General features: G+C 62.8%; 21 protein-coding genes. 11 read left to right on the top strand and 10 right to left on the bottom strand.

Annotation, left to right across the window (positions count from 1 at the left end; all coding sequences use genetic code 11):
* Positions 1 to 326: 326 nt before the first annotated feature.
* The 3 genes from FN060_RS05535 to FN060_RS05525 are packed head-to-tail and all read left to right on the top strand — an operon-like array spanning position 327 to position 2,830.
* Positions 327 to 1,367 carry a methionine ABC transporter ATP-binding protein gene (locus tag FN060_RS05535; RefSeq protein WP_142588378.1) on the top strand — a complete coding sequence of 347 codons (1,041 nt, stop codon included), beginning with the start codon at positions 327 to 329 and terminating at the stop codon, positions 1,365 to 1,367.
* On the top strand, positions 1,357 to 2,025 hold the full coding sequence (locus FN060_RS05530; RefSeq protein WP_077549744.1) for a methionine ABC transporter permease: 669 nt from the start codon (positions 1,357 to 1,359) through the stop codon (positions 2,023 to 2,025). The genes FN060_RS05535 and FN060_RS05530 overlap by 11 nt, the downstream gene beginning before the upstream one ends.
* 28 nt (positions 2,026 to 2,053) lie before the next feature.
* Positions 2,054 to 2,830, top strand: a complete 777-nt coding sequence (locus tag FN060_RS05525; protein WP_052639452.1) for a MetQ/NlpA family ABC transporter substrate-binding protein — start codon at positions 2,054 to 2,056, stop codon at positions 2,828 to 2,830.
* A 76-nt stretch (positions 2,831 to 2,906) separates the two neighbouring features.
* Here FN060_RS05525 and trhO read toward each other — a convergent pair whose 3' ends face one another.
* The 3 genes from trhO to FN060_RS05510 all read right to left on the bottom strand — a co-directional run bounded on the left by trhO (position 2,907) and on the right by FN060_RS05510 (position 5,299).
* Complete coding sequence (gene trhO / locus FN060_RS05520; protein WP_142587228.1) at positions 2,907 to 3,848, bottom strand: oxygen-dependent tRNA uridine(34) hydroxylase TrhO; 942 nt, start codon at positions 3,846 to 3,848, stop codon at positions 2,907 to 2,909.
* Between the two features lie 64 nt (positions 3,849 to 3,912).
* Positions 3,913 to 4,827: a CHAD domain-containing protein gene (locus FN060_RS05515; protein ID WP_142587227.1), complete on the bottom strand. Its 915-nt coding sequence runs from the start codon at positions 4,825 to 4,827 to the stop codon at positions 3,913 to 3,915.
* The gene (locus FN060_RS05510; protein WP_142587226.1) at positions 4,805 to 5,299 is read right to left on the bottom strand and encodes a CYTH domain-containing protein; all 495 of its coding nucleotides are present in this window, start codon (positions 5,297 to 5,299) and stop codon (positions 4,805 to 4,807) included. Before FN060_RS05510 ends, FN060_RS05515 begins: the two co-directional genes overlap by 23 nt.
* 151 nt (positions 5,300 to 5,450) lie before the next feature.
* Between FN060_RS05510 and FN060_RS05505 the strand changes: the two genes are divergently transcribed.
* The 4 genes from FN060_RS05505 to FN060_RS05490 all read left to right on the top strand — a co-directional run bounded on the left by FN060_RS05505 (position 5,451) and on the right by FN060_RS05490 (position 7,833).
* Positions 5,451 to 6,089: a 2-dehydro-3-deoxy-phosphogluconate aldolase gene (locus FN060_RS05505; RefSeq protein ID WP_142587225.1), complete on the top strand. Its 639-nt coding sequence runs from the start codon at positions 5,451 to 5,453 to the stop codon at positions 6,087 to 6,089.
* A 73-nt stretch (positions 6,090 to 6,162) separates the two neighbouring features.
* Positions 6,163 to 6,864: a tellurite resistance TerB family protein gene (locus FN060_RS05500; RefSeq protein ID WP_077549738.1), complete on the top strand. Its 702-nt coding sequence runs from the start codon at positions 6,163 to 6,165 to the stop codon at positions 6,862 to 6,864.
* A 68-nt stretch (positions 6,865 to 6,932) separates the two neighbouring features.
* On the top strand, positions 6,933 to 7,628 hold the full coding sequence (locus FN060_RS05495) for a GNAT family N-acetyltransferase (RefSeq protein WP_077549737.1): 696 nt from the start codon (positions 6,933 to 6,935) through the stop codon (positions 7,626 to 7,628).
* Positions 7,621 to 7,833 carry a hypothetical protein gene (locus tag FN060_RS05490; RefSeq protein WP_077549736.1) on the top strand — a complete coding sequence of 71 codons (213 nt, stop codon included), beginning with the start codon at positions 7,621 to 7,623 and terminating at the stop codon, positions 7,831 to 7,833. The genes FN060_RS05495 and FN060_RS05490 overlap by 8 nt, the downstream gene beginning before the upstream one ends.
* On the opposite strand, the gene FN060_RS05485 is transcribed toward FN060_RS05490, so the two are convergent.
* From FN060_RS05485 to FN060_RS05475, 3 genes are all read right to left on the bottom strand, one after another.
* On the bottom strand, positions 7,830 to 8,873 hold the full coding sequence (locus FN060_RS05485; RefSeq protein ID WP_142587224.1) for a nickel/cobalt transporter: 1,044 nt from the start codon (positions 8,871 to 8,873) through the stop codon (positions 7,830 to 7,832). The genes FN060_RS05490 and FN060_RS05485 overlap by 4 nt on opposite strands.
* Positions 8,873 to 9,514, bottom strand: coding sequence for a DUF1007 family protein (locus FN060_RS05480; protein WP_077549734.1), 642 nt, complete (start codon positions 9,512 to 9,514; stop codon positions 8,873 to 8,875). Before FN060_RS05480 ends, FN060_RS05485 begins: the two co-directional genes overlap by 1 nt.
* Positions 9,515 to 9,587: 73 nt before the next feature.
* Positions 9,588 to 10,484 carry a LysR family transcriptional regulator gene (locus FN060_RS05475; protein ID WP_077549733.1) on the bottom strand — a complete coding sequence of 299 codons (897 nt, stop codon included), beginning with the start codon at positions 10,482 to 10,484 and terminating at the stop codon, positions 9,588 to 9,590.
* A 544-nt stretch (positions 10,485 to 11,028) separates the two neighbouring features.
* On the opposite strand from FN060_RS05475, the gene odc2 reads away from it, so the two are divergent.
* The 3 genes from odc2 to FN060_RS05460 all read left to right on the top strand — a co-directional run bounded on the left by odc2 (position 11,029) and on the right by FN060_RS05460 (position 14,080).
* Positions 11,029 to 12,162, top strand: a complete 1,134-nt coding sequence (odc2, locus tag FN060_RS05470) for an ornithine/lysine decarboxylase (protein ID WP_142587223.1) — start codon at positions 11,029 to 11,031, stop codon at positions 12,160 to 12,162.
* 95 nt (positions 12,163 to 12,257) lie between these two features.
* Entirely contained in the window at positions 12,258 to 12,827 is a 570-nt protein-coding gene (locus FN060_RS05465) for a GNAT family N-acetyltransferase (protein ID WP_142587222.1), read from the top strand.
* Between the two features lie 167 nt (positions 12,828 to 12,994).
* Positions 12,995 to 14,080: an acyltransferase family protein gene (locus FN060_RS05460; protein ID WP_142587221.1), complete on the top strand. Its 1,086-nt coding sequence runs from the start codon at positions 12,995 to 12,997 to the stop codon at positions 14,078 to 14,080.
* Between the two features lie 143 nt (positions 14,081 to 14,223).
* On the opposite strand, the gene FN060_RS05455 is transcribed toward FN060_RS05460, so the two are convergent.
* The 4 genes from FN060_RS05455 to FN060_RS05440 form a co-directional block, all read right to left on the bottom strand.
* Entirely contained in the window at positions 14,224 to 14,784 is a 561-nt protein-coding gene (locus FN060_RS05455) for a hypothetical protein (protein ID WP_142587220.1), read from the bottom strand.
* A 16-nt stretch (positions 14,785 to 14,800) separates the two neighbouring features.
* The gene (locus tag FN060_RS05450) at positions 14,801 to 15,976 is read right to left on the bottom strand and encodes a zinc-dependent alcohol dehydrogenase (RefSeq protein WP_142587219.1); all 1,176 of its coding nucleotides are present in this window, start codon (positions 15,974 to 15,976) and stop codon (positions 14,801 to 14,803) included.
* A 190-nt stretch (positions 15,977 to 16,166) separates the two neighbouring features.
* A complete protein-coding gene (locus tag FN060_RS05445) occupies positions 16,167 to 16,385 on the bottom strand; it encodes a tautomerase family protein (RefSeq protein ID WP_077549728.1) in 219 nt (72 codons plus the stop codon).
* A 28-nt stretch (positions 16,386 to 16,413) separates the two neighbouring features.
* Positions 16,414 to 17,154, bottom strand: a complete 741-nt coding sequence (locus tag FN060_RS05440; RefSeq protein WP_077549727.1) for an SDR family oxidoreductase — start codon at positions 17,152 to 17,154, stop codon at positions 16,414 to 16,416.
* 98 nt (positions 17,155 to 17,252) lie between these two features.
* Here FN060_RS05440 and FN060_RS05435 point away from each other — a divergent pair, with 98 nt between their 5' ends.
* On the top strand, positions 17,253 to 18,146 hold the full coding sequence (locus FN060_RS05435; protein ID WP_142587218.1) for a LysR family transcriptional regulator: 894 nt from the start codon (positions 17,253 to 17,255) through the stop codon (positions 18,144 to 18,146).
* The last annotated feature ends 73 nt before the right edge of the window (positions 18,147 to 18,219 follow it).

The raw sequence follows: 18,219 nt of genomic DNA, 5'->3' as shown, positions 1-18,219 counted from the left end.
GGCTGCGGCAAGGTTATTTCCCTTTTCATTCGATAACTGGAAAGCCATGCCTCGGCCCGGCTGGTGGTGCAGTGCGATAAGCATCGGGCGAGCAGTCATGCCGCAGCAGGCAAGGGTTTGATCAGGTGAATGCAAAGATGCTAGAGCGGTGCCAATCCGTCCGAATGTGTATGCGGAGCTGACGTTCCGGCACTCGTTCGTCTATCCGCATGTGCGGCATTCACCACAGAGAAGTTCATGACCTACCTGCCCATATCCCGTGAAGCCTCCTTGCGAGGCCTCCGATGAACCGCGTCGATATCAACCAGTCTCCAGCTGTCGTCCCCATGGTCACGTTCGAGGACGTCACCAAGCGCTTCGGCGGAACCGGGAACCAGCCCGCATTCACCGCGCTCGACGGCGTGAGCATGATGGTACCGCGGGGCGCGATCACCGGCATCATCGGCCGGTCGGGCGCAGGCAAGTCGACGCTCATCCGGCTGGTCAACGGTCTGGAGAAGGCGACGTCGGGGCGGGTCGTCGTCGACGGCGTCGAAGTGGGTGATCTTCCGGAAACGGGTCTGCGCGACCTGCGCCGGCAGGTCGGCATGATCTTCCAGCACTTCAATCTCCTCTCGTCGCGAACGGCCTTCGACAACGTGGCGCTGCCGCTCGAGATCGCCGGCATGGACCGCAAGGCGATCCGCGATCGCGTCGCGCCACTCCTCGACCTCGTCGGTCTCGGCGACAAGTCCGGCCGCTATCCGGCAGAACTCTCCGGCGGGCAGAAGCAGCGTATCGGCATTGCCCGGGCGCTGGCGACGGAGCCGAAGCTTCTGCTGTCGGACGAGGCAACCTCCGCACTCGACCCGGAGACGACGCAGTCGATCCTCGAACTCCTCAAGACGATCAACCGCGACCTCGGCCTTACCGTCCTGCTCATCACCCACGAGATGGAGGTGGTGAAGACGATCGCCTCGCGGGTCGCGGTCATCGACAAGGGCAAGATCGTGGAAAATGGCCGGACATTCGACGTGTTTACCGCACCGCAGCACGAGACCACCCGTTCGCTCCTGTCGGCGGCGGTCGGTGCGAAGCTGCCGGAGTGGATCAGTTCCGACCTCAAGCAGATACCGGCATCGGGAGATCGCGCACTCGTACGGCTGATCTTCTTTGGGGAGACCGCCTTCCAGCCGCTGACCGCGCGTCTGGTTGCCGAGATCGGGCCTGACGTCAACATCCTGGCCGGCGCGATCGACGAGATCGCCGGCGAGCCGTACGGATCGCTGGTCGTCTCCTATCCGGCCGATCCGGATACGCTCACAAGGGCCGGCGACTTCTATCGGCAGACCGGACTATCCACGGAGGTGCTCGGCTATGGCGCCTGACATGCTTTTTTCCCTTCTCTGGAAGGCTCTCCTGCAGACCATGTACATGGTGGCCGTTGCAGGCTTCATCGGCTCGCTGATCGGGATGCCCATCGGCATCTTCCTTGCCACCAGCGGGAAGGGCGAGTTGTTCCCGGCGCCGACCGTCAACAAGATCGTGGGCGCGATCGTCAATGCGACGCGCTCCACGCCGTTCATCATCCTCGTCGTGGCGATCATTCCCTTCACACGGCTGATCGCCGGAACCTCGATCGGAACCGCTGCAGCCATCGTGCCGCTGACGATCGCGACCATTCCCTTCGTCGCGCGGCTGATCGAATCCTCGATCCGCGAAGTCGACAAGGGCCTGATCGAAGCGGCAAGGGCCATGGGCGCGACACCCCTGCAGATCGTCACCAAGGTCCTGCTGGCGGAAGCTCGCCCGGGTATTGTCCTTGGCCTGACGCTGACGCTCGTCAGTCTGGTTGGCTATTCCGCCATGGTTGGCGCAGTCGGCGGCGGTGGCCTGGGAGACCTCGGCATCCGCTACGGTTACCAGCGCTTCATGCCGGAAGTCATGCTCGCCGTCGTCGTCGTGCTGATCGTCGTCGTCCAGGCAATCCAGAGCGCCGGCGACATGCTTGCGCGCCACTTCGACAAGCGGACCCGCAAGAACTGAACCCCATAAAACCAACAAGGAGAGAACCATGAAGAAGATCATCCTGGCAGCCGCCATCGCAGCCTTTGCCGCCGGCTCGGCGCTTGCCGAAGACATCAAGATCGGCGTCACCCCTGGCCCGCATGCGCAGATCATGGAGAAGGTGAAGGAAATCGCCGCCACGAAGGGGCTCAACATCGAGATCCTCGAGTTCTCCGACTATGTCGTGCCGAACCAGGCGCTGGCCGATGGCGATCTCAACGCCAATTCCTTCCAGCACCAGCCCTATCTCGACAATCAGGTCGCAGACCGCGGCTTCGACATTGTCAGCGTCGCCACGAACGTCAACTTCCCGATGGGCATCTATTCCAAGAAGGTGAAGAGCCTCGACGAACTCCAGGACGGCGCTTCCGTCGCCATTCCGAACGACCCGACGAATGGCGGTCGCGCGCTGCTGCTGCTCGCGGACAAGGGGCTCATCAAGGTTGACGAGGCCAAGGGCGTCAAGGTCACCATCGCTGACGTCACCGAAAACCCGAAGAACATCCAACTCGTCGAACTGGACGCAGCGCAACTGCCGCGCTCGCTCGATGACGTCGACGCTTCCGCCATCAACACCAACTACGCCATCGAAGCGGGCATGAACCCGAAGACGGACTCGATCGCGCTGGAAGGCGAGAAGGCTCCCTACGTGAACGTTATCGCCGTCCGCTCGGAAGACAAGGATGCAGAGTGGCTGAAGACGCTGATCGCTTCCTACCACAATGACGAAGTGAAGGCGTTCGTCGCCGAAGAGTTCAAGGGCGCCGTGATCGCCAGCTGGTAATAGCTGCCCAGGAAATAGAGAAAAGGCCGCGTCCCCTGGGGCGCGGCCTTTTGCTTAAGGACCTATAGAACGAACGTCACCCGCCGATGTGTTTCTGTCCGCGCTGCTTCGCCAGCGCGATCTGGTGCTGGCGCTGGCGGTAGCGTTCCCGATCGGCTTCCGTGCGCGTCTCGTAGCAATGGCTGCAGGAAACGCCTTCCTCAAAGTAGGGGGAGTTCACCTCTTCGGCCATGATCGGATTGCGGCAGGCGTGGCAGAGCCGGTGCGGCCCTTCCTTCAGTCCGTGCTCGACGGAGACACGCTCGTCGAAGACGAAGCAGGCGCCTTCCCAAAGGCTCTCTTCGGCAGGCACTTCTTCCAGATATTTCAGGATGCCGCCCTTGAGGTGATAGACTTCATCGAAGCCCTGCTCCTTCATGAAGGCCGTCGCCTTTTCGCAGCGGATGCCGCCGGTGCAGTACATGGCGATCTTCGGCTTGTTGTGCAGGCCGGTGTTGTTCTTCACCCAGTCGGGGAATTCCCGGAAGGTCTTCGTCTTCGGATCGACCGCGCCCTTGAATATCCCGATCGCCGTCTCGTAGTCGTTGCGGGTATCGATCACGATCGTCTCCGGGTCGGAGATCAGTGCATTCCAATCCTTCGGATCCACATAGGTACCGACGATCTTCTTGGGGTCGATGTCCTCGACGCCCATGGTGACGATTTCCTTCTTCAGGCGCACCTTCATGCGCAGGAAGGGCATCTTGGAGGCGCGGCTTTCCTTGTGCTCCAGCTTTGCGAATTCCGGCTGGGCGCGCAGGAAGGCGAGAAGGCGCGCAATTCCCTGATCCGTCCCGGCAACGGTGCCGTTGATCCCCTCCCGGGCGATCAGCAGCGTGCCCTTGATGCCGTTCTCGTCGCAGACGGCCTGAAGCGGCGCGCGGAGGGTCTCGTAGCGCGGAAAGGTCGCAAAGTGGTAGAGCGCGGCCACGCAAGTGGTGCCTGCTGCCGGCCGGTCGATTGTCATGTTGTCGGTCATGGCGGGGAAATACTACCAGACGGTCGGCCACGCAACGCGCTTTCTGTCGCTGTCGGGCCCTCCGCTACTTGCGTGACGCCGCCTCCTGCCAGAGGAGCGCGATGCGGGTGGCTTCCGTATCGGCATCGTCGGCGAACACAAGCCTTGCCTGTTCGATCGCCCGCTGACGCAGGTCCTGCTGGCGAGCGATGATCGCGCCGATCAGTCTTGCCAGGGTATCGCTGTCGCCGAAGAGGTCGGGGTTCTCGTTCACCACCTGGGTCAGGACCGAAAGGTCGTGCTCATGGCCGAGCACATCCACCAGTGCCTTCGCCTCCCTCTGCTTGGCCTGCATGGCCGAAGGCCAAAGGTCGGAAAGGAGTGCCAGGTGCATCCAGTAAGTCTGGCCGACCTTGCGGAAATCGTGGAAGACTTCGGCATCCGCGCCCTCCTCACAGGCGACAAGATCAGCCGCCGCTCGCGACAACTGCTTGCGCCAGGCTTTGGCAAGCCGGCGCGAGGTCTTGCGGGGACCGTCATCGAGTTCCAGTTCGTCCAGTGCATCGATTGCCTCGCCGCATGTCCGGATGGCGGCGGCGATCTTGTCCGCTAGGTCCAGCTCCTCCGATGCGATCTGGTCGCGTCGCTCGATCAGGGCCTTGGAGGCGAAGGCAAGCGCCGAGATCTCGTCCGGTGATGTCGCTTCCGAAGCAAGGTAGTCGACCGTCTCGACCAGCGCAGTGGCGTCGCGTACCGCCGAAAGCGTCTTCGCCATGTCGCGGATGCGGGCGTTCTCGCGCTGTCGGAATTCCTTGGCATCCGGCTGGATCAGGCGGTAGAGGGCGCGGACGCGCTTGAACTTCTTGCGCGCCCCATGGATTGCCTCGTGGGGCCCCTCGGGCTGGTTCTCCAGGAAATCGATCGCCTTTTCCAGCTGCGTCCGGGCAACCTTCCTGAACTCGGCGGTAAACGGGCGCTCAGGCCGAATGCGAAACGCCACCGCAAAGCTCCTCGCTCAGGTCCTCGGTCGCCATTACCAGATTGGAGAACCTGCGGTCCCCCGTTACCTCCCGCCCGACCCAGGAGGGCAAGGGGGGCTGCTGGTCTTCATGTTCCATCTCCACCTCGGCAACGACGAGGCCTTGGTAGGCCCCGGCATAGACGTCGACCTCCCAGGTGAAACCTTCGTGCTCCACCTCATGGCGCGTCTTCTCCAGCACGATGCCGAGGGCACTGCCGATCAGTTCGCGGGCATCCTCGCCCGGGATGTCGTATTCGAACTCATCGCGACTGATGAGCTGTCGACCGATCTTGATAGTAAGGGTGGCGCGCCTGTCGTCGATCAGCCGCACGCGCAGCGAGCGATCCTCCTGCGTGGCCACGTAGGCCTGGATGAAGGTGGACGCCGAGACCGCTTCTGCGCGCCAGGCGTCGTCCTTCACCAGAAACTTCCGCTCAATTTCCTTGGCCATGCGCATCCCCGTTCCCGGTCGTGGTGGAACCTATGGCAAAACCGGCCTTTGGCAAAGGTTCACAGCAGTATAGGGTTTATTTTCCTCGACAAGTCGGGGGGAGGGGGATAATCGGAGCAGGTCAGTTCAATCGTTTGAAACGGAAGCGCCGATGACCGCCAAGACCGAAAAACTCCTCGCGATCCTGAAGGCCCAGCCGGTGGTTCCGGTGCTGATCGTCGATGACGCAAAGTCGGCGGTACCGCTTGCGCGGGCGCTCGTTGCGGGGGGATTGAAGGCGATCGAGATCACCATGAGGACGCCGGCCGCACTCGATGCAATCCGTGCCGTCGCCGCTGAGGTGGAAGGTGCCAATGTCGGCGCCGGCACCATTCTCAGCGCCAAGGACTGGGACGCAGCCGTTGCCGCCGGTTCCACCTTCATCGTCAGCCCGGGCGTAACCCGTGGCATCCTCGATGCTGCCAATGCTTCCGACGTGCCGATCCTGCCGGGTGCGGCTACGGCGAGCGAAGTCATGGCCCTGCGTGAAGAAGGCGTCGAGGTCATGAAATTCTTTCCCGCCGAGCAAGCCGGCGGCGCTGCCTACCTCAAGGCGCTCTCGTCGCCGCTCGCCGGCACGCTGTTCTGCCCGACCGGCGGCGTCTCGCTGAAGAATGCGAAGGATTACCTGTCACTGCCGAACGTCGTCTGTGTCGGCGGCTCCTGGGTTGCGCCCAAGGAACTGGTTGCCGCCGGCGACTGGGCGGGCATCACGAGGCTCGCCAGGGAAGCCGCGGCGCTCAAGGCATAACTTCTCCGTTGCCGCTTTTGTAATTTGGCCCTTCCCACCCTATCTCCCTGTCATCATTAACAGGGAGATCACGATGTTCGACGCCAAGAAGCTTCTTGACCAGTTCCTCGGGCCGCAGATGGGCGGCAAGTCGGGGGATATACTCGGCCGGGCCGGCCAGTTCGGCGACATCGCGAAGAACAACCCCTGGAAGACGGCGGGTATTGCTGCGGCACTGCTTGGCACGAAGACGGGGCGAAAGCTCGCCGGCAATGTTGCCACCGTGGGCGGGCTCGCGGCAATCGCGGGTCTCGGCTATATGGCCTACAAGAACTACCAGTCCGGCCAGTCGCCCCAGACGGTGACACATAAAGAACCTGAGATCCTGCCGCCGCCGGTGGATTCGCCCTTCAACCCGCAGTCCTCCGCGCTCAGCAATGACTTTGCCCTGACCCTGATCCGCGCGATGATCGCCGCCGCCAAGGCCGACGGCCATATCGACGCCGCGGAGCGGGCGAACATCATTGACAAGGTGCATGCGGTTGACCTCGGCTCGGAAGCGGAAGCCTTCATCGCCAACGAGCTCGCCAATCCCGTTGATATAGACGATCTCGTCGCCTCAGCTCGCACCGAGGAGCAGAAGGTGGAGCTCTACACCGCCACCCGGCTCACCATCGATCCGGATACGCGCGCCGAACGCGGCTATCTCGACCTCCTCGCCGGTCGCCTCGGCCTGCCGGATGCGCTGCTTGACCATATCGACGCCACAGTCTCGGCCGCCAAGGTTCAGGCCTAGGTTCCCCTTCGGCCGGTTGCCTTTGTCCGGCAGCTGGCCTAAGCCTCGACCCGGACAAGAGGCAGACCATGAGTGATCTCAGGAACTACAAGGTTGAAGCACCCGGCCCCGTTACCTTGCGGGGCCGCTTCGTGACGCTGGAGCCCTACGAGGCCGGGCGCCACCTGCAGGCGCTATGGGAAGGACTGGGCGGCATGGGCGTCAACCAGCTCACCCGCTACTTCCCCAACGATGACTTTGTCGGGATCGACGATTTTGGTGCGTGGCTCGAGAAGGCTCGCACGCAGAGTAACTTCATGACCCTGGTCTTCCGGGATAACACCAGCGGGCGGATCGTCGGCATGGCGAGCTATATGCGGCCGGATCCGAAGAATGGTGTCGTCGAGGTCGGCTCGGTGGCCCATGGCCCGGATGTCCAGCGATCGCCGCTGACCACCGAGGCGCATTACCTCATGGCTCGACACGTGTTCGAGGATCTCGGCTACCGCCGCTACGAGTGGAAATGCCACAACGAGAACGAGGCCAGCAAACGTTCCGCTGTCCGCTACGGCTTCACCTTCGAAGGTGTCTTCCGCCAGCATGTCATCTCGAAAGGCGCCAACCGCGATACCGCATGGTTCTCGATGATCGACCGCGAGTGGCCGGTGCTGAAGCAGGCGTTCGAAGCATGGCTTGCGCCCGCCAACTTCGATGCTGATGGGAGCCAGAAGCGGCGCCTCGAGGCTATTCGCGAAGAGATCACCACGGGGGTGCAGCATGAGTGACAAGCAGCGCAGCCCGGCAATCGCGGCTGCCATCATCTTCGCGGGCTTCCTCGCGCTGTTCTTCGTCATGCCACCGATCATGATCTGGCTGGCGGAAACTTTTTCTCCCTATCTCGCTGCAGCCTTCGGCGTTCTGGCTGTTGTCTCCTTCTTCCTGATCTTCTGGCTGCGAGCCCGCCATCAGCGGCGCAAGACCGACGTCTAGGCCTGGAGTGCTGCCCCGAGCAGCGAGAGGCCGATCAGCAGGATGAAGAGCGCGCCGGCGATCTCGAAGCCGCTCGTAACCCGGCCTGCAGTGCGTGATCCGGGACCCGCGAAGCGAACGGCGACATCCTTCGCCGTCACGGCGAGGATCGCGAGCACCGACACGGTGATGGCGGTGCCGAGCGACATCGCCAGTACCGAGAGCATTCCGCCGAGATAGAGGCTGTTCAGGAGCGAGAAGCTCATGACTAGGATGGCGCCGGAGCAGGGGCGCAGCCCGACCGCCACGATGGCCGACCAGGCTTCCCTGGCTCCGAAGCGGTTCCCGCCGAGCAGGCTTGGATCCGGCGCATGGGCGATGCCGCAGGTTTCGCAGGCGTCTCCGCTCCCCCGATAATCATGGTCCGTTACGTCGACCGCCTGGAAGGCGGACACGGCAGGTCGCGTGGGCCCGAGCCGCATGGGTCGGGGCGACGTTGCGTTGCCTGCGCCCGCCAGAACGGGCGCGGGTGCCGCACGAAGCACCATCAGCTTGCGGACCAGCAGCCAGGCGCCGAAGGCGGCAATCAGCGCGAAGCTCGCGATTTCCATGGCGCGGGTTGCGGCCGTCATGGTGATGCCGCTGCCCCTGAGGAGGAAGAACGCCGTGCCGACCAGGAGTACTGCCACAAGCCCCTGAAGGAGCGAAGAGATGAAGGAGATGGCCACGCCGCGCCGGAGTTCCACCTCATTGGCGATCATGTAGGAGGAGATCACCGCCTTGCCGTGTCCTGGCCCTGCCGCGTGGAAGACACCATAGGCGAAGGAAAGGCCGACCAGCCCGCTCAGCGCCCACGGATCGTCGCGCATCGCCTTCAGCGTGCCGGTGAGCGAGCGGTAGAAGAGCTGCTGGTAGTCGTTGATCCAGCCAAGGAAGCCACCGAGCGGGCCGCCGATGCTGAAGGCCGGTTCAGCCGACCCGACGCCAAGCGGCGACTGCGCGTGCGCGGCTCCAGCCAGCGCCAGCCCCACCAGCAGCAGAACCAGACGTCTCGACCGCATCAGCAGGTCAGCTCCAGTCGTGTTGCAAAGAGCTTGGACATGTCGTTACCCGAGGGGTCTTCGAAGAAGGCTTCGGTCAGTGTTTCGCTGTTCTGAGCAATGATCTCGTCGGGATCGGGGCGAACGACCTGCCGCTGGCATGCGTCGGCCGCCTTGCCCTGCGCGACGAGGTCTTCGTCGGTCGGGAAATCGATGGCCGTGTACATGGAGGGATCGTAAACGCCGAAGGCGAGCTTGCCCTTCAGCGGCAGCGGCGCCTCCGGCCGGACCGCGAAGAAGATAAGAATCTGGTTCTCCTCGAACGAGACATGGATCGCATCCGGTTTCACGATCGCTGCACTCTTGCCGTCCACAGAGATTGTCGTGAAGTAGTCGAAATCCGCAAGCGAGGCCCGCATGATCTCGCCGAGCTCGGCCAGTTCGGCCTCGTCAAGCTTGAGGTTGGTGTTCTGGTCGAAATCGAGCAGCACGCTCGACGAGAACACCTCGTCGAATCGCCATACGTGACGCAGTTCCGAGATGCTGCCATCGTCGGCGGCTACGACCTCCAGTCGCGCCTCCGCGAAGATGTGAGGGTGCGCGGCGGCCATTCCCGGCAGCGCCAGCGCGAAGGCAGTCACCGAAGGCAGGAGGTATTTCATGCGGGGACCGTGTCTCCGGATTGGAACATCTGCCGTATTTGGGCAGGAAATGGGTCGGAATTTCGACCTGCTGTCAACGCTGGTGCCTGCGGAACCAGACGGCCAGGTAGTCGACGAAGCTGCGCACCTTGGCGGGCAGGTAGCGGCGATGCGGATAGACGGCATAGATCCCGCGATCCTTGGCGATATATTCATCGAGAAGCGTGACCAGATCGCCCGCCTGAATGGCGGGGTTTGCGATGAAATCCGGGATGATCGCAACGCCCAGACCCGCCTTAGCGGCACGTAGCGTAGCCTGCGGGCTGTTTACCTCGACCGGGCCGCTGACCGGCACCGAGATCGTGTTGCCGTCTGCGCTGGAGAAGCGCACATTGTTGTGCCAGCGGGAATTGGTATCGATCAGGAAGGGGATGCGCGAAAGGTCCTGCGGCGTCTCGATCGGGCCGTGCCGTGCCACGAAATCTGCGGACGCGCAGGCATAGACCCGGAAATCGGCGATCTTGCGGGCGATCAGCCCGGAGTCCTCAAGCTTTGTGATGCGGATCGCGAGGTCGAAGCTCTCCTCGATCAGGTCGACGAAGCGATCCTCCGCGACGATTTCCAGCGAGACGTCGGGATGCTCCTTGGCGAAGTCGATCAGCGACTGGCCGACTTCCGCATCCACGAACGTGCGCGGCACCGAGACTCTGAGTCGGCCTTTCAGGTCCGCATTGTTCTCCCGCACCAGGTCGGCGAGGTTGTCGATCTCCTTCAGGATGTCGGCGGCCGTCCGGTAGTAGGTATGCCCGGCCTCGGTCATGGAGAACTGCCGCGTCGTGCGGTTCAGGAGCAGGGCGCCAAGATCATCCTCCAGCTCCTTCACATACTTGGAAAGCAAGGCTTTCGAGCGGCCTGTCCGCCGCGAGGCGGCCGAAAAGCCCTCCGCTTCCACCACGTCGATGAAGGCGCGCATGCGCGTCAAGGTGTCCAATACGATCGTCCCTTTTCTGGCCCCACGCCTAGTTGGGAATTCAGGTTCCCGGCGGCAATGTGAAAAATAGATAAACAGGCGAAAAAATCTCTTGATTGTGAAGGCGAATATTCTTATCTCCCGTGCTGCCCAAAGTCGCACGTGCCTGTGGGTGTCCGCCGACCCTCGAACTGGGATTCATCCCTAAGGTGAGGTCATCGGTAAGGTACCTGGAACTAACCCCTCCAGTCGCTATTCCGGCCAACCGGGAAATGCGAGGACATCTTGAAGCAACGACGGTGCGGGCCTTTCTGGTTCTCTTCCGGCTTTCCATCAGCCGGGGTCACTGAAGAGGCACACCATCATTGCCGGAAGTGCGGTGGGATAACCCCTCCAATCCATGGCAGACAAAGCCGGATCTTTGCCCGTGGCAGGGCGCTGATCCATTGTTTGCGCGTATGAGCGTGTAGCGGCGTCGGGGTCTCCACCGGCTGGCGCGATCGCATACCTCATCCGCCCTTTGTCCTCCGGTCCGCCGGAGCTTGGAATTTTGAGGGACTGCAAGATGACGACCGCTCGTATTCTCGATTTCATCAAGACCCGACGCCCCGAAGGCCCCTGCCTCGTCGTCGACCTCGATGTCGTGCGCGACAACTTCCACGCGTTCCGCCACGCCCTGCCCGACAGCGCGATCTACTATGCCGTCAAGGCAAACCCGGCGCCGGAAATCCTGAAGCTGCTCGCCTCGCTCGGTTCGAGCTTCGACTGCGCGTCGGTTGCAGAAATCCAGATGGCGCTCGACGCAGGTGCGACGCCGGACCGGATCTCCTACGGCAACACGATCAAGAAGGAACGCGACGTTGCCCGCGCACACGCGCTCGGCATCGGTCTCTTTGCCGTCGACAGCCACGAGGAAGTGGAGAAGATTTCCCGTGCCGCTCCCGGCGCGAAGGTCTTCTGCCGCGTGCTGACGGATGGCGAAGGTGCCGAATGGCCGCTGTCGCGCAAGTTCGGCTGCGTGCCGCAGATGGCCGTCGACGTGCTCGTCTACGCACACCAGCTCGGCCTTGAGTCCTACGGCGTATCCTTCCACGTCGGCTCGCAGATGATGAAGGTCGATGCTTGGGATTCGGCGCTTGCCGATGCCAAGCGGGTCTTCGCTCAGCTGGCCAAGCAGGGCATTCACCTGCAGATGGTCAACATGGGCGGCGGCTTCCCGACTAAGTACCTGCGCGACATCCCGTCGGCGGAAGCCTATGGCCAGGCCATCTTCGCTGCTCTGCGGTCGCACTTCGGCAACAACCTGCCGAAGACGATCATCGAGCCGGGCCGCGGCATGGTCGGCAACGCCGGTGTGATCAAGGCGGAAGTGGTTCTCGTGTCGAAGAAGTCCGACAATGACAACCACCGCTGGGTCTTCCTCGACATCGGCAAGTTCGGCGGTCTCGCCGAAACGATGGATGAGGCGATCCGCTACCCGATCCGCACGGAGCGCGACGGCGACGACATGGAGCCTTGCGTGCTCGCCGGCCCGACCTGCGATTCCGCTGACGTGCTCTACGAGAAGAACATGTATCCGCTGCCGATCTCGCTGACGATCGGTGACGAGGTTCTGATCGAAGGCACCGGCGCCTATACGACGACCTATTCGGCGGTGGCCTTCAACGGCTTCGATCCGCTGAAGAGCTACGTCATCTAAGGCCTGACACCGCCGACCCCGTAACCAGCCGGGGCGGCAAGCTCACAATTCCTCTTCATCGCCGCTGATAACGGTATTGGGTACGGGAGGCCGCCATGGCCGCTGTTCTTGACACTGTGCGCGCATTCTTTGCGCCGACCACCTATACGATCGATAGCGAAACGCCGGCGGATGTCGTCGCGCGTGAAAACCTGCTTGACCGGGTCATGGGACCGGAGCGCCGCAGGAAATCGTCGGAAAAGATCCGCCGCGGCCGCCTGCCCGCCGAAGGCCTCGCCCTTGTTGCCCGCGACGAAGACGGTCACGTGATCGGTACCGTGCGCCTGTGGAACATCGAAGCCGGCATCAGCCAGCAGGGCACGCTGGTCGAGGCGCTGTTGCTCGGGCCGCTTGCCGTCGACTGCACGCAGGAAGGCCGCGGCATCGGCGGCGCGCTTATGCGCGCGGCGATCGCGGAAGCGGATCGGCGCGGCCACGGCGCCATCTTGCTGGTGGGCGACGCCGCCTATTACGAGCGTTTCGGCTTCTCGGGCGAGAAGACCCGGCACCTCGTCATGCCCGGCCCCTCTGATCGTGACCGCTTCCTGGCGCTGGAGCTCCGGTCCGGCTGGCTGGACGGTGCCGCCGGCATGATCGTCGCGAGCGGACGCAAGCTTGCCTTCTGACGGCAGACACCCGTGCAAGCTCCGGCCTGCCTGACGCAGTCCGCGGTTCACCTTATGGAGTAGGCCGCCGCTGCCAATTTGTGCAGGTTTGCCTTATTGTAGGATGGGCGCTTATCTACCGACCCCTTGTTGCTGCTGTTACTTTCTAGAGCAGCAAGGGGGATGCAATGCGAGAATTGTCAGGGCGGTTCACGGTTGTCGATGCGTTGCGCGGCGCGGCGGCGATGGGCGTGGTCCTGTATCATGCTGTTTCGGCCGGACATGTGGAACGTTTGATGGCGCTGTTTCCGGCGTGGGTTGAGGCGGGGGTGCTGCATGCCGGCCTCGGCGTCGCCGTGTTTTTCGTACTGAGCGGCTTCGTCATCGCCCATTCGCTTTACAACCGACCGATGACTCTTCGGGAACTCGGCCGTTTTACCCTGAAGCGTTCGCTTCGGCTCGATCCGGCCTATTGGGTTTCGATCGCGGCCACTATCGCCTTCGCGGTGCTCTCCTCTTACGTGGTAGCCGGCCGGGAAATGCCGATTTACACTGCTCCGCAGATCCTCGCACACATTTTCTACGTTCAGGACCTTTTGGACTACCCGGCAATCAGCCCCGTCTTCTGGACGCTATGCCTCGAAATCCAGTTCTACCTCGTCTACGCCCTGCTCATCGGAGTGAGCGGCTTCAGACCAGCCGGAATCGTTGCAGCCTGCGCCGTCAGCCTTGTTTGGCCGCTCGGCCTCGGACCTGAACTCTGGTCCGGGCTCTTCTTGCCGCTGTGGTATGGCTTCCTTCTAGGGGTGGCAGTCTACTGGACATGGCAGCAGCCGAGACTTGTACCTCTATTTCTGATCTACGCGACAGTGCTGCTTCTATCCGGCCTATGGGCGGACGACGCCTTTAGGGTCGTGTGCTCGGCGACGGCGCTGTCCCTTTTCTGGGCATCCATCTACGGGCAAATCAGCGTCGGGCTGAACTGGCAATGGCTGCAGTTTCTGGGCCTGATCTCCTATTCGCTCTACCTGACGCATAATATTGTCACTGGCGGGATTTTTCGCATCGCGACCATGCTGGGGCCCCGCTCGTCACTGGGGGATCTGGTTTGGTGGGGACTTTCGATCCTGGGCTGTGTCAGCTTTGCGACCGTCTTCTGGTGGCTTTTTGAGCGGCCAAGCATGGAACTGTCCAAGAGAGTGGGGCAGCGGAAGAATGCCGGTTGTCCACCTCAAAGCCCTGCCCCCATGGGAGTATCACAGGGGCCGCACTAGTCCGGCCCCACCGCGCAGGGTCCACCGACGGAGAAGGCTAAGAGGGATTGGCGACTTGGGCGCCGTTGCGACGACTGCTTCCAAACGATGAACTGGCTGCTCCCGGGAAAGGAGCGGGCTGAACCGTCTCACATGCGCTGCTCTTACAGCGCCAGCTGCGGCGCGGGAAGCGCCTTGACCGGCGCCTCGCCCTCCTGTTGCCCATCGCGGCGGGCAGCCTCGACGCCATTGGGGAAACCGCTGCGGTCGCTGTAATCACGGATGTCGTTCTCGTCGCGCCTGCTCTGTTGCCGAGTTGCGAGTGCGGCCGCAACGTCGAGCAGCGTCACCCCGGACACCATGGCGAGTGCGAGCGCCGCATTGCCGCGCTTCGGATTGTCGTCCGTGACTGCGGTGCTCAGCACGGCGAGGTCGACCGCGTCACCTGCGACCCGGCTATAGAGCCCTGCCTTCTTGTCCACCGAAAGCGTCAGCATGCCGCTGGCGATCTCGCGGGCGCCGAAGGCGCGGATCAGGCTTTCGGATCCTTCCATGCCGATGGCGCGGCTGATGCGTCTGGCGGCGACAAGCTCGGCGATGCCGAGGCCGATGCTGAACCAGCCGAGATTGCGGGCGAGGCGGTCTGTGTTGGTGAGGGAACTCGGGCCTGTTTCGATCACCCTTGGATTGTCCGAGCGCTGTAGGGCGTTGGCGATATGCATCATCACTGTTCTCCCTATCCTATGGTTTGAGTACAACCTTGACGCAGCCGTCCTGCTTGTTGCGAAAGACCTTGTACATGTCCGGTCCGTCCTCGAGCTTCGCCGTATGGGTGATGACGAAGGAGGGATCGATCTGGCCTTCCTCAATCCGGCGGACGAGATCGTCGGTCCAGCGGTTGACGTGGGTCTGGCCCATACGGAAGGTGAGGCTCTTGTTCATCGCCGGACCCATCGGGATCTTGTCGACAAGCCCGCCATAGACGCCGGCAATCGAGATGATGCCGCCGGGCTGGCAGACATAGATCATCTCGCGCAGCACATGCGGCCGGTCACTCTCCAGCATCACCATCTGCTTGGCGCGGTCGAGAAGCGTATCCGGCTGGCCCATTGACACATGGGACTCCAGCCCGACCGCGTCGATGCACTTTTCCGGGCCCTTGCCTGTGGTGAGGTCGTTCAGACGCTCCACCACGCTTTCGGTCTCGAAATGGATGGTGATTGCACCACCCGCTTCGGCCATGGAAAGCCGCTCGGGAATGCAATCGATCGCAACGACCTGCTTGGCGCCGAGAAGGACGGCGCTGCGGATCGCCATCTGTCCGACAGGGCCGCAGCCCCAGATGGCCACAGTGTCGGTCGGCTGGATGTCGCAATTGACCGCCGCCTGCCAGCCGGTGGGGAAGATATCGCCGAGGAAGAGGGCCTGCTCGTCGGTCAGGCTGTCAGGCACCTTGATATGGGTCTTGTCGGCGAAGGGCACGCGGAGATACTCCGCCTGGCCGCCGGGATAACCGCCCGTCAGGTGCGTATAGCCGAAGAGCCCTGCGGTCGCGTGGCCGAAAACCTTGTCCGCCATGTCCTTGTTGCGGTTGGAGCGCTCGCAGACGGAGAAGTTGCCCCGCTTGCACTGGTCGCATTCACCGCAGAGAATGGTGAAGGGCACCACGATCCGGTCGCCCTTCTTGAGGGCACCGTTGATGCCGGAGCCCACTTCCACGACCTCGCCCATCATCTCGTGGCCCATGATGTCACCCGGCTCCATTGCCGGAATGAAATTGTGGAAGAGGTGCAGGTCGGAACCGCATATGGCACAGCTGGTGACCTTGATGATCGCGTCGCGAGCGTCCTCGATCTCGGGATCCGAGACCGTGTCGCAGCGGATGTCCTCTTTTCCGTGCCAGACCAGAGCTTTCACAGACTTCTCCTTCGGTTGATGTGTGCGCACTCACGCAGCGTGCAGGGCACCACAACCTTCGAAAGGGCCTGAGGTTTCAGATCTTCCCGAACTTCACGAAGGGTTGCCCGGACGATGGCCAGACAAATCAGGGAACAGACATTGCCGGATCCCGGCGGCAACGCCGCCGGGCGGCACCAGCTTTGAGCGCTTATTCCGCTTCACGTGCGCGGTAGGCGTCGGGGATGACGTAGATCTCATCGGCGCGGCCATAGCCGCCATCCTTGACCTCCTCGATCAGCACCATGGTATGCGGACGTGCCGCTTCGCTGAAGTAACCGATCAGCAGGTCTGTCGTGCGGTGCACGATCTCCTCCTTCTGCGCCCGCGTCAGCGCGCCCTCCGGGGTCTTGATGTTGACGAATGGCATGGTTTTTTCCTCTCGCTCTCTCGTTACGTCACAGCATGCCGCCATTGGCGCGAAGCACCTGGCCGTTCACCCATCCGCCCTCGGGGCTTGCGAGGAAGGACACGACCGGGGCGATGTCGTCCGGCTGGCCGAGCCGCCCGAGCGGAATGCCTCGGACGATGCTCTGCACCAGTTCTTCCGACTTGCCGTGCATGAACATCTCGGTTTCCACCGGCCCCGGCGCGACGGCGTTGACGGTAATTCCCCGGCTTCCGAGCTCCTTCGAGGCCACATGAGTCATGGCTTCGACGCCGCCCTTGCTTGCCGCGTATCCGCCGTAGCGCGGGCCGTATGCCCCGATGACGCTGGAGGAGAAGTTGATGATGCGGCCACCGTCGCGCAGCCGGCGGCCTGCCTCGCGGATACCGTAGAAGGTACCGGTGAGGTTGACGGCGATGTGCCGCTCGAAGGTGGCATCATCCATCTCCGTCAACGGGATGAGCGTCATCACGCCGGCATTGTTGACGAGGACGTCGGTGCCGCCGAAATGCTGTTCCGCAGCGTCGAACAGTGCGGCGATGCCTGCCGATGTGCTGACGTCCGCCTGCACGGCGAGCGCCTTGCCGCCGGCCGCTTCAATCTCCGCGACCACCTCGTCGGCGGCGGCCGGGCTTGAGGAATAGTTGACGATGACTGCGAAACCGTCAGCTGCAAGGCGAATAGCCGCGGCGCGGCCGATGCCCTTCGAGGCTCCGGTGACGATGGCGACGTGTTGTTCTGTGTGTGTCATGGCATGTCTCCTTTCGTTCCTACCCAAGATACGAAGCCTTGGTCGAAGAACAATGAACGCGAATTGACATGATAATTCAGCCATGCTGAACAATAGCAATGGATCGCCTGACGCGCATGGAACTCTTTGTCCGGGTGGTGGAACGCGGCAGCTTCGCCGCGGCCGCCGCCGATCTCGGGCTTGCACGTTCCACCGCGACGGCGGCGATCAAGGCGCTTGAGGCGGATCTCGGCGCGCGCCTCCTGGAACGGACGACCCGTCACGTCGCCGTCACCCTCGATGGCCGCGCCTTCTACCAGCGCTGCCTGTCGATCCTCGCCGAGATGGCGGAGGCGGAGACGATTTTCCGGGAGGCAAAGCCGCAAGGCGTCCTGCGGGTGGACGCCCATCCGATGCTGACGCAGACATTCCTGCTTCCGCATCTTCGCGAGTTCCTCGACCGCTACCCGGCCCTGGAACTGCAGATCGGCCAGACGGATCGCTATGTGGACCTCATCCGGGAGGGGGTCGACTGCGTCATCCGCGCCGGCGAAATTTCCGACAGTTCATTGATCATGCGGAGGCTCGGCTCGATCACCGAGCTGACCTGCGCCAGCCCCGCCTATATCGAGGCCCACGGCACGCCTGAAACCCCGGATGCGCTGGAGGGGCACGAGGCGATCGGCTTCATCTCCTCGCGTACCGGGCAGGTCCTGCCGCTGGAGTTCACCGTCAACGGGCAGATCCGCGAAATTACGCTGCCGACGCGCATCCGGGTCAACAATTCCGACACGATCGTGGACCTCGCCTGCCGTGGCTTCGGCCTGATCCAGGCGCCGCGTCACCGCCTTCGGCCTTTCATCGAGAGGGGTGAACTCGTAGAGGTGCTGGCAGATTTCTTACCGGCGCGAACGCCGCTTTCGGCTCTCTATCCGCAGAACCGGCAGCTCTCGCCGCGCGTGCGCGTGTTCCTCGACTGGATCAGCGAGATCTTTGCAAAGGCCGAGCTCTAGAAGCCGCAGTTGGCTCTCTTCACGCGCCATCACCTTGGCGTGAATCGGCAGGGCGGCCATAGTTCAGGACCCA

The organism is Pseudorhizobium halotolerans, assembly GCF_902153235.2.
Classification (GTDB): domain Bacteria; phylum Pseudomonadota; class Alphaproteobacteria; order Rhizobiales; family Rhizobiaceae; genus Neorhizobium; species Neorhizobium flavum.
The sequence above is the reverse complement of the archived record's forward strand: the minus strand, read 5'-3'. Positions and strand labels throughout refer to the sequence as shown.

Excerpts from the sequence above, each read along its gene's own strand:
- FN060_RS05530 (WP_077549744.1), top strand. The coding sequence starts at position 1,357 with ATGGCGCCTGACATGCTTTTTTCCCTTCTCTGGAAGGCTCTCCTGCAG.
- FN060_RS05495 (WP_077549737.1), top strand. The coding sequence starts at position 6,933 with ATGAGTGATCTCAGGAACTACAAGGTTGAAGCACCCGGCCCCGTTACC.
- FN060_RS05485 (WP_142587224.1), bottom strand. The coding sequence starts at position 8,873 with ATGCGGTCGAGACGTCTGGTTCTGCTGCTGGTGGGGCTGGCGCTGGCT.
- FN060_RS05505 (WP_142587225.1), top strand. The coding sequence starts at position 5,451 with ATGACCGCCAAGACCGAAAAACTCCTCGCGATCCTGAAGGCCCAGCCG.
- trhO (WP_142587228.1), bottom strand. The coding sequence starts at position 3,848 with ATGACCGACAACATGACAATCGACCGGCCGGCAGCAGGCACCACTTGC.
- FN060_RS05445 (WP_077549728.1), bottom strand. The coding sequence starts at position 16,385 with ATGCCATTCGTCAACATCAAGACCCCGGAGGGCGCGCTGACGCGGGCG.
- FN060_RS05480 (WP_077549734.1), bottom strand. The coding sequence starts at position 9,514 with ATGAAATACCTCCTGCCTTCGGTGACTGCCTTCGCGCTGGCGCTGCCG.
- FN060_RS05460 (WP_142587221.1), top strand. The coding sequence starts at position 12,995 with ATGCGAGAATTGTCAGGGCGGTTCACGGTTGTCGATGCGTTGCGCGGC.
- FN060_RS05490 (WP_077549736.1), top strand. The coding sequence starts at position 7,621 with ATGAGTGACAAGCAGCGCAGCCCGGCAATCGCGGCTGCCATCATCTTC.
- FN060_RS05500 (WP_077549738.1), top strand. The coding sequence starts at position 6,163 with ATGTTCGACGCCAAGAAGCTTCTTGACCAGTTCCTCGGGCCGCAGATG.
- FN060_RS05455 (WP_142587220.1), bottom strand. The coding sequence starts at position 14,784 with ATGATGCATATCGCCAACGCCCTACAGCGCTCGGACAATCCAAGGGTG.
- FN060_RS05535 (WP_142588378.1), top strand. The coding sequence starts at position 327 with ATGGTCACGTTCGAGGACGTCACCAAGCGCTTCGGCGGAACCGGGAAC.
- FN060_RS05510 (WP_142587226.1), bottom strand. The coding sequence starts at position 5,299 with ATGGCCAAGGAAATTGAGCGGAAGTTTCTGGTGAAGGACGACGCCTGG.
- FN060_RS05440 (WP_077549727.1), bottom strand. The coding sequence starts at position 17,154 with ATGACACACACAGAACAACACGTCGCCATCGTCACCGGAGCCTCGAAG.
- FN060_RS05465 (WP_142587222.1), top strand. The coding sequence starts at position 12,258 with ATGGCCGCTGTTCTTGACACTGTGCGCGCATTCTTTGCGCCGACCACC.
- odc2 (WP_142587223.1), top strand. The coding sequence starts at position 11,029 with ATGACGACCGCTCGTATTCTCGATTTCATCAAGACCCGACGCCCCGAA.
- FN060_RS05435 (WP_142587218.1), top strand. The coding sequence starts at position 17,253 with ATGGATCGCCTGACGCGCATGGAACTCTTTGTCCGGGTGGTGGAACGC.
- FN060_RS05525 (WP_052639452.1), top strand. The coding sequence starts at position 2,054 with ATGAAGAAGATCATCCTGGCAGCCGCCATCGCAGCCTTTGCCGCCGGC.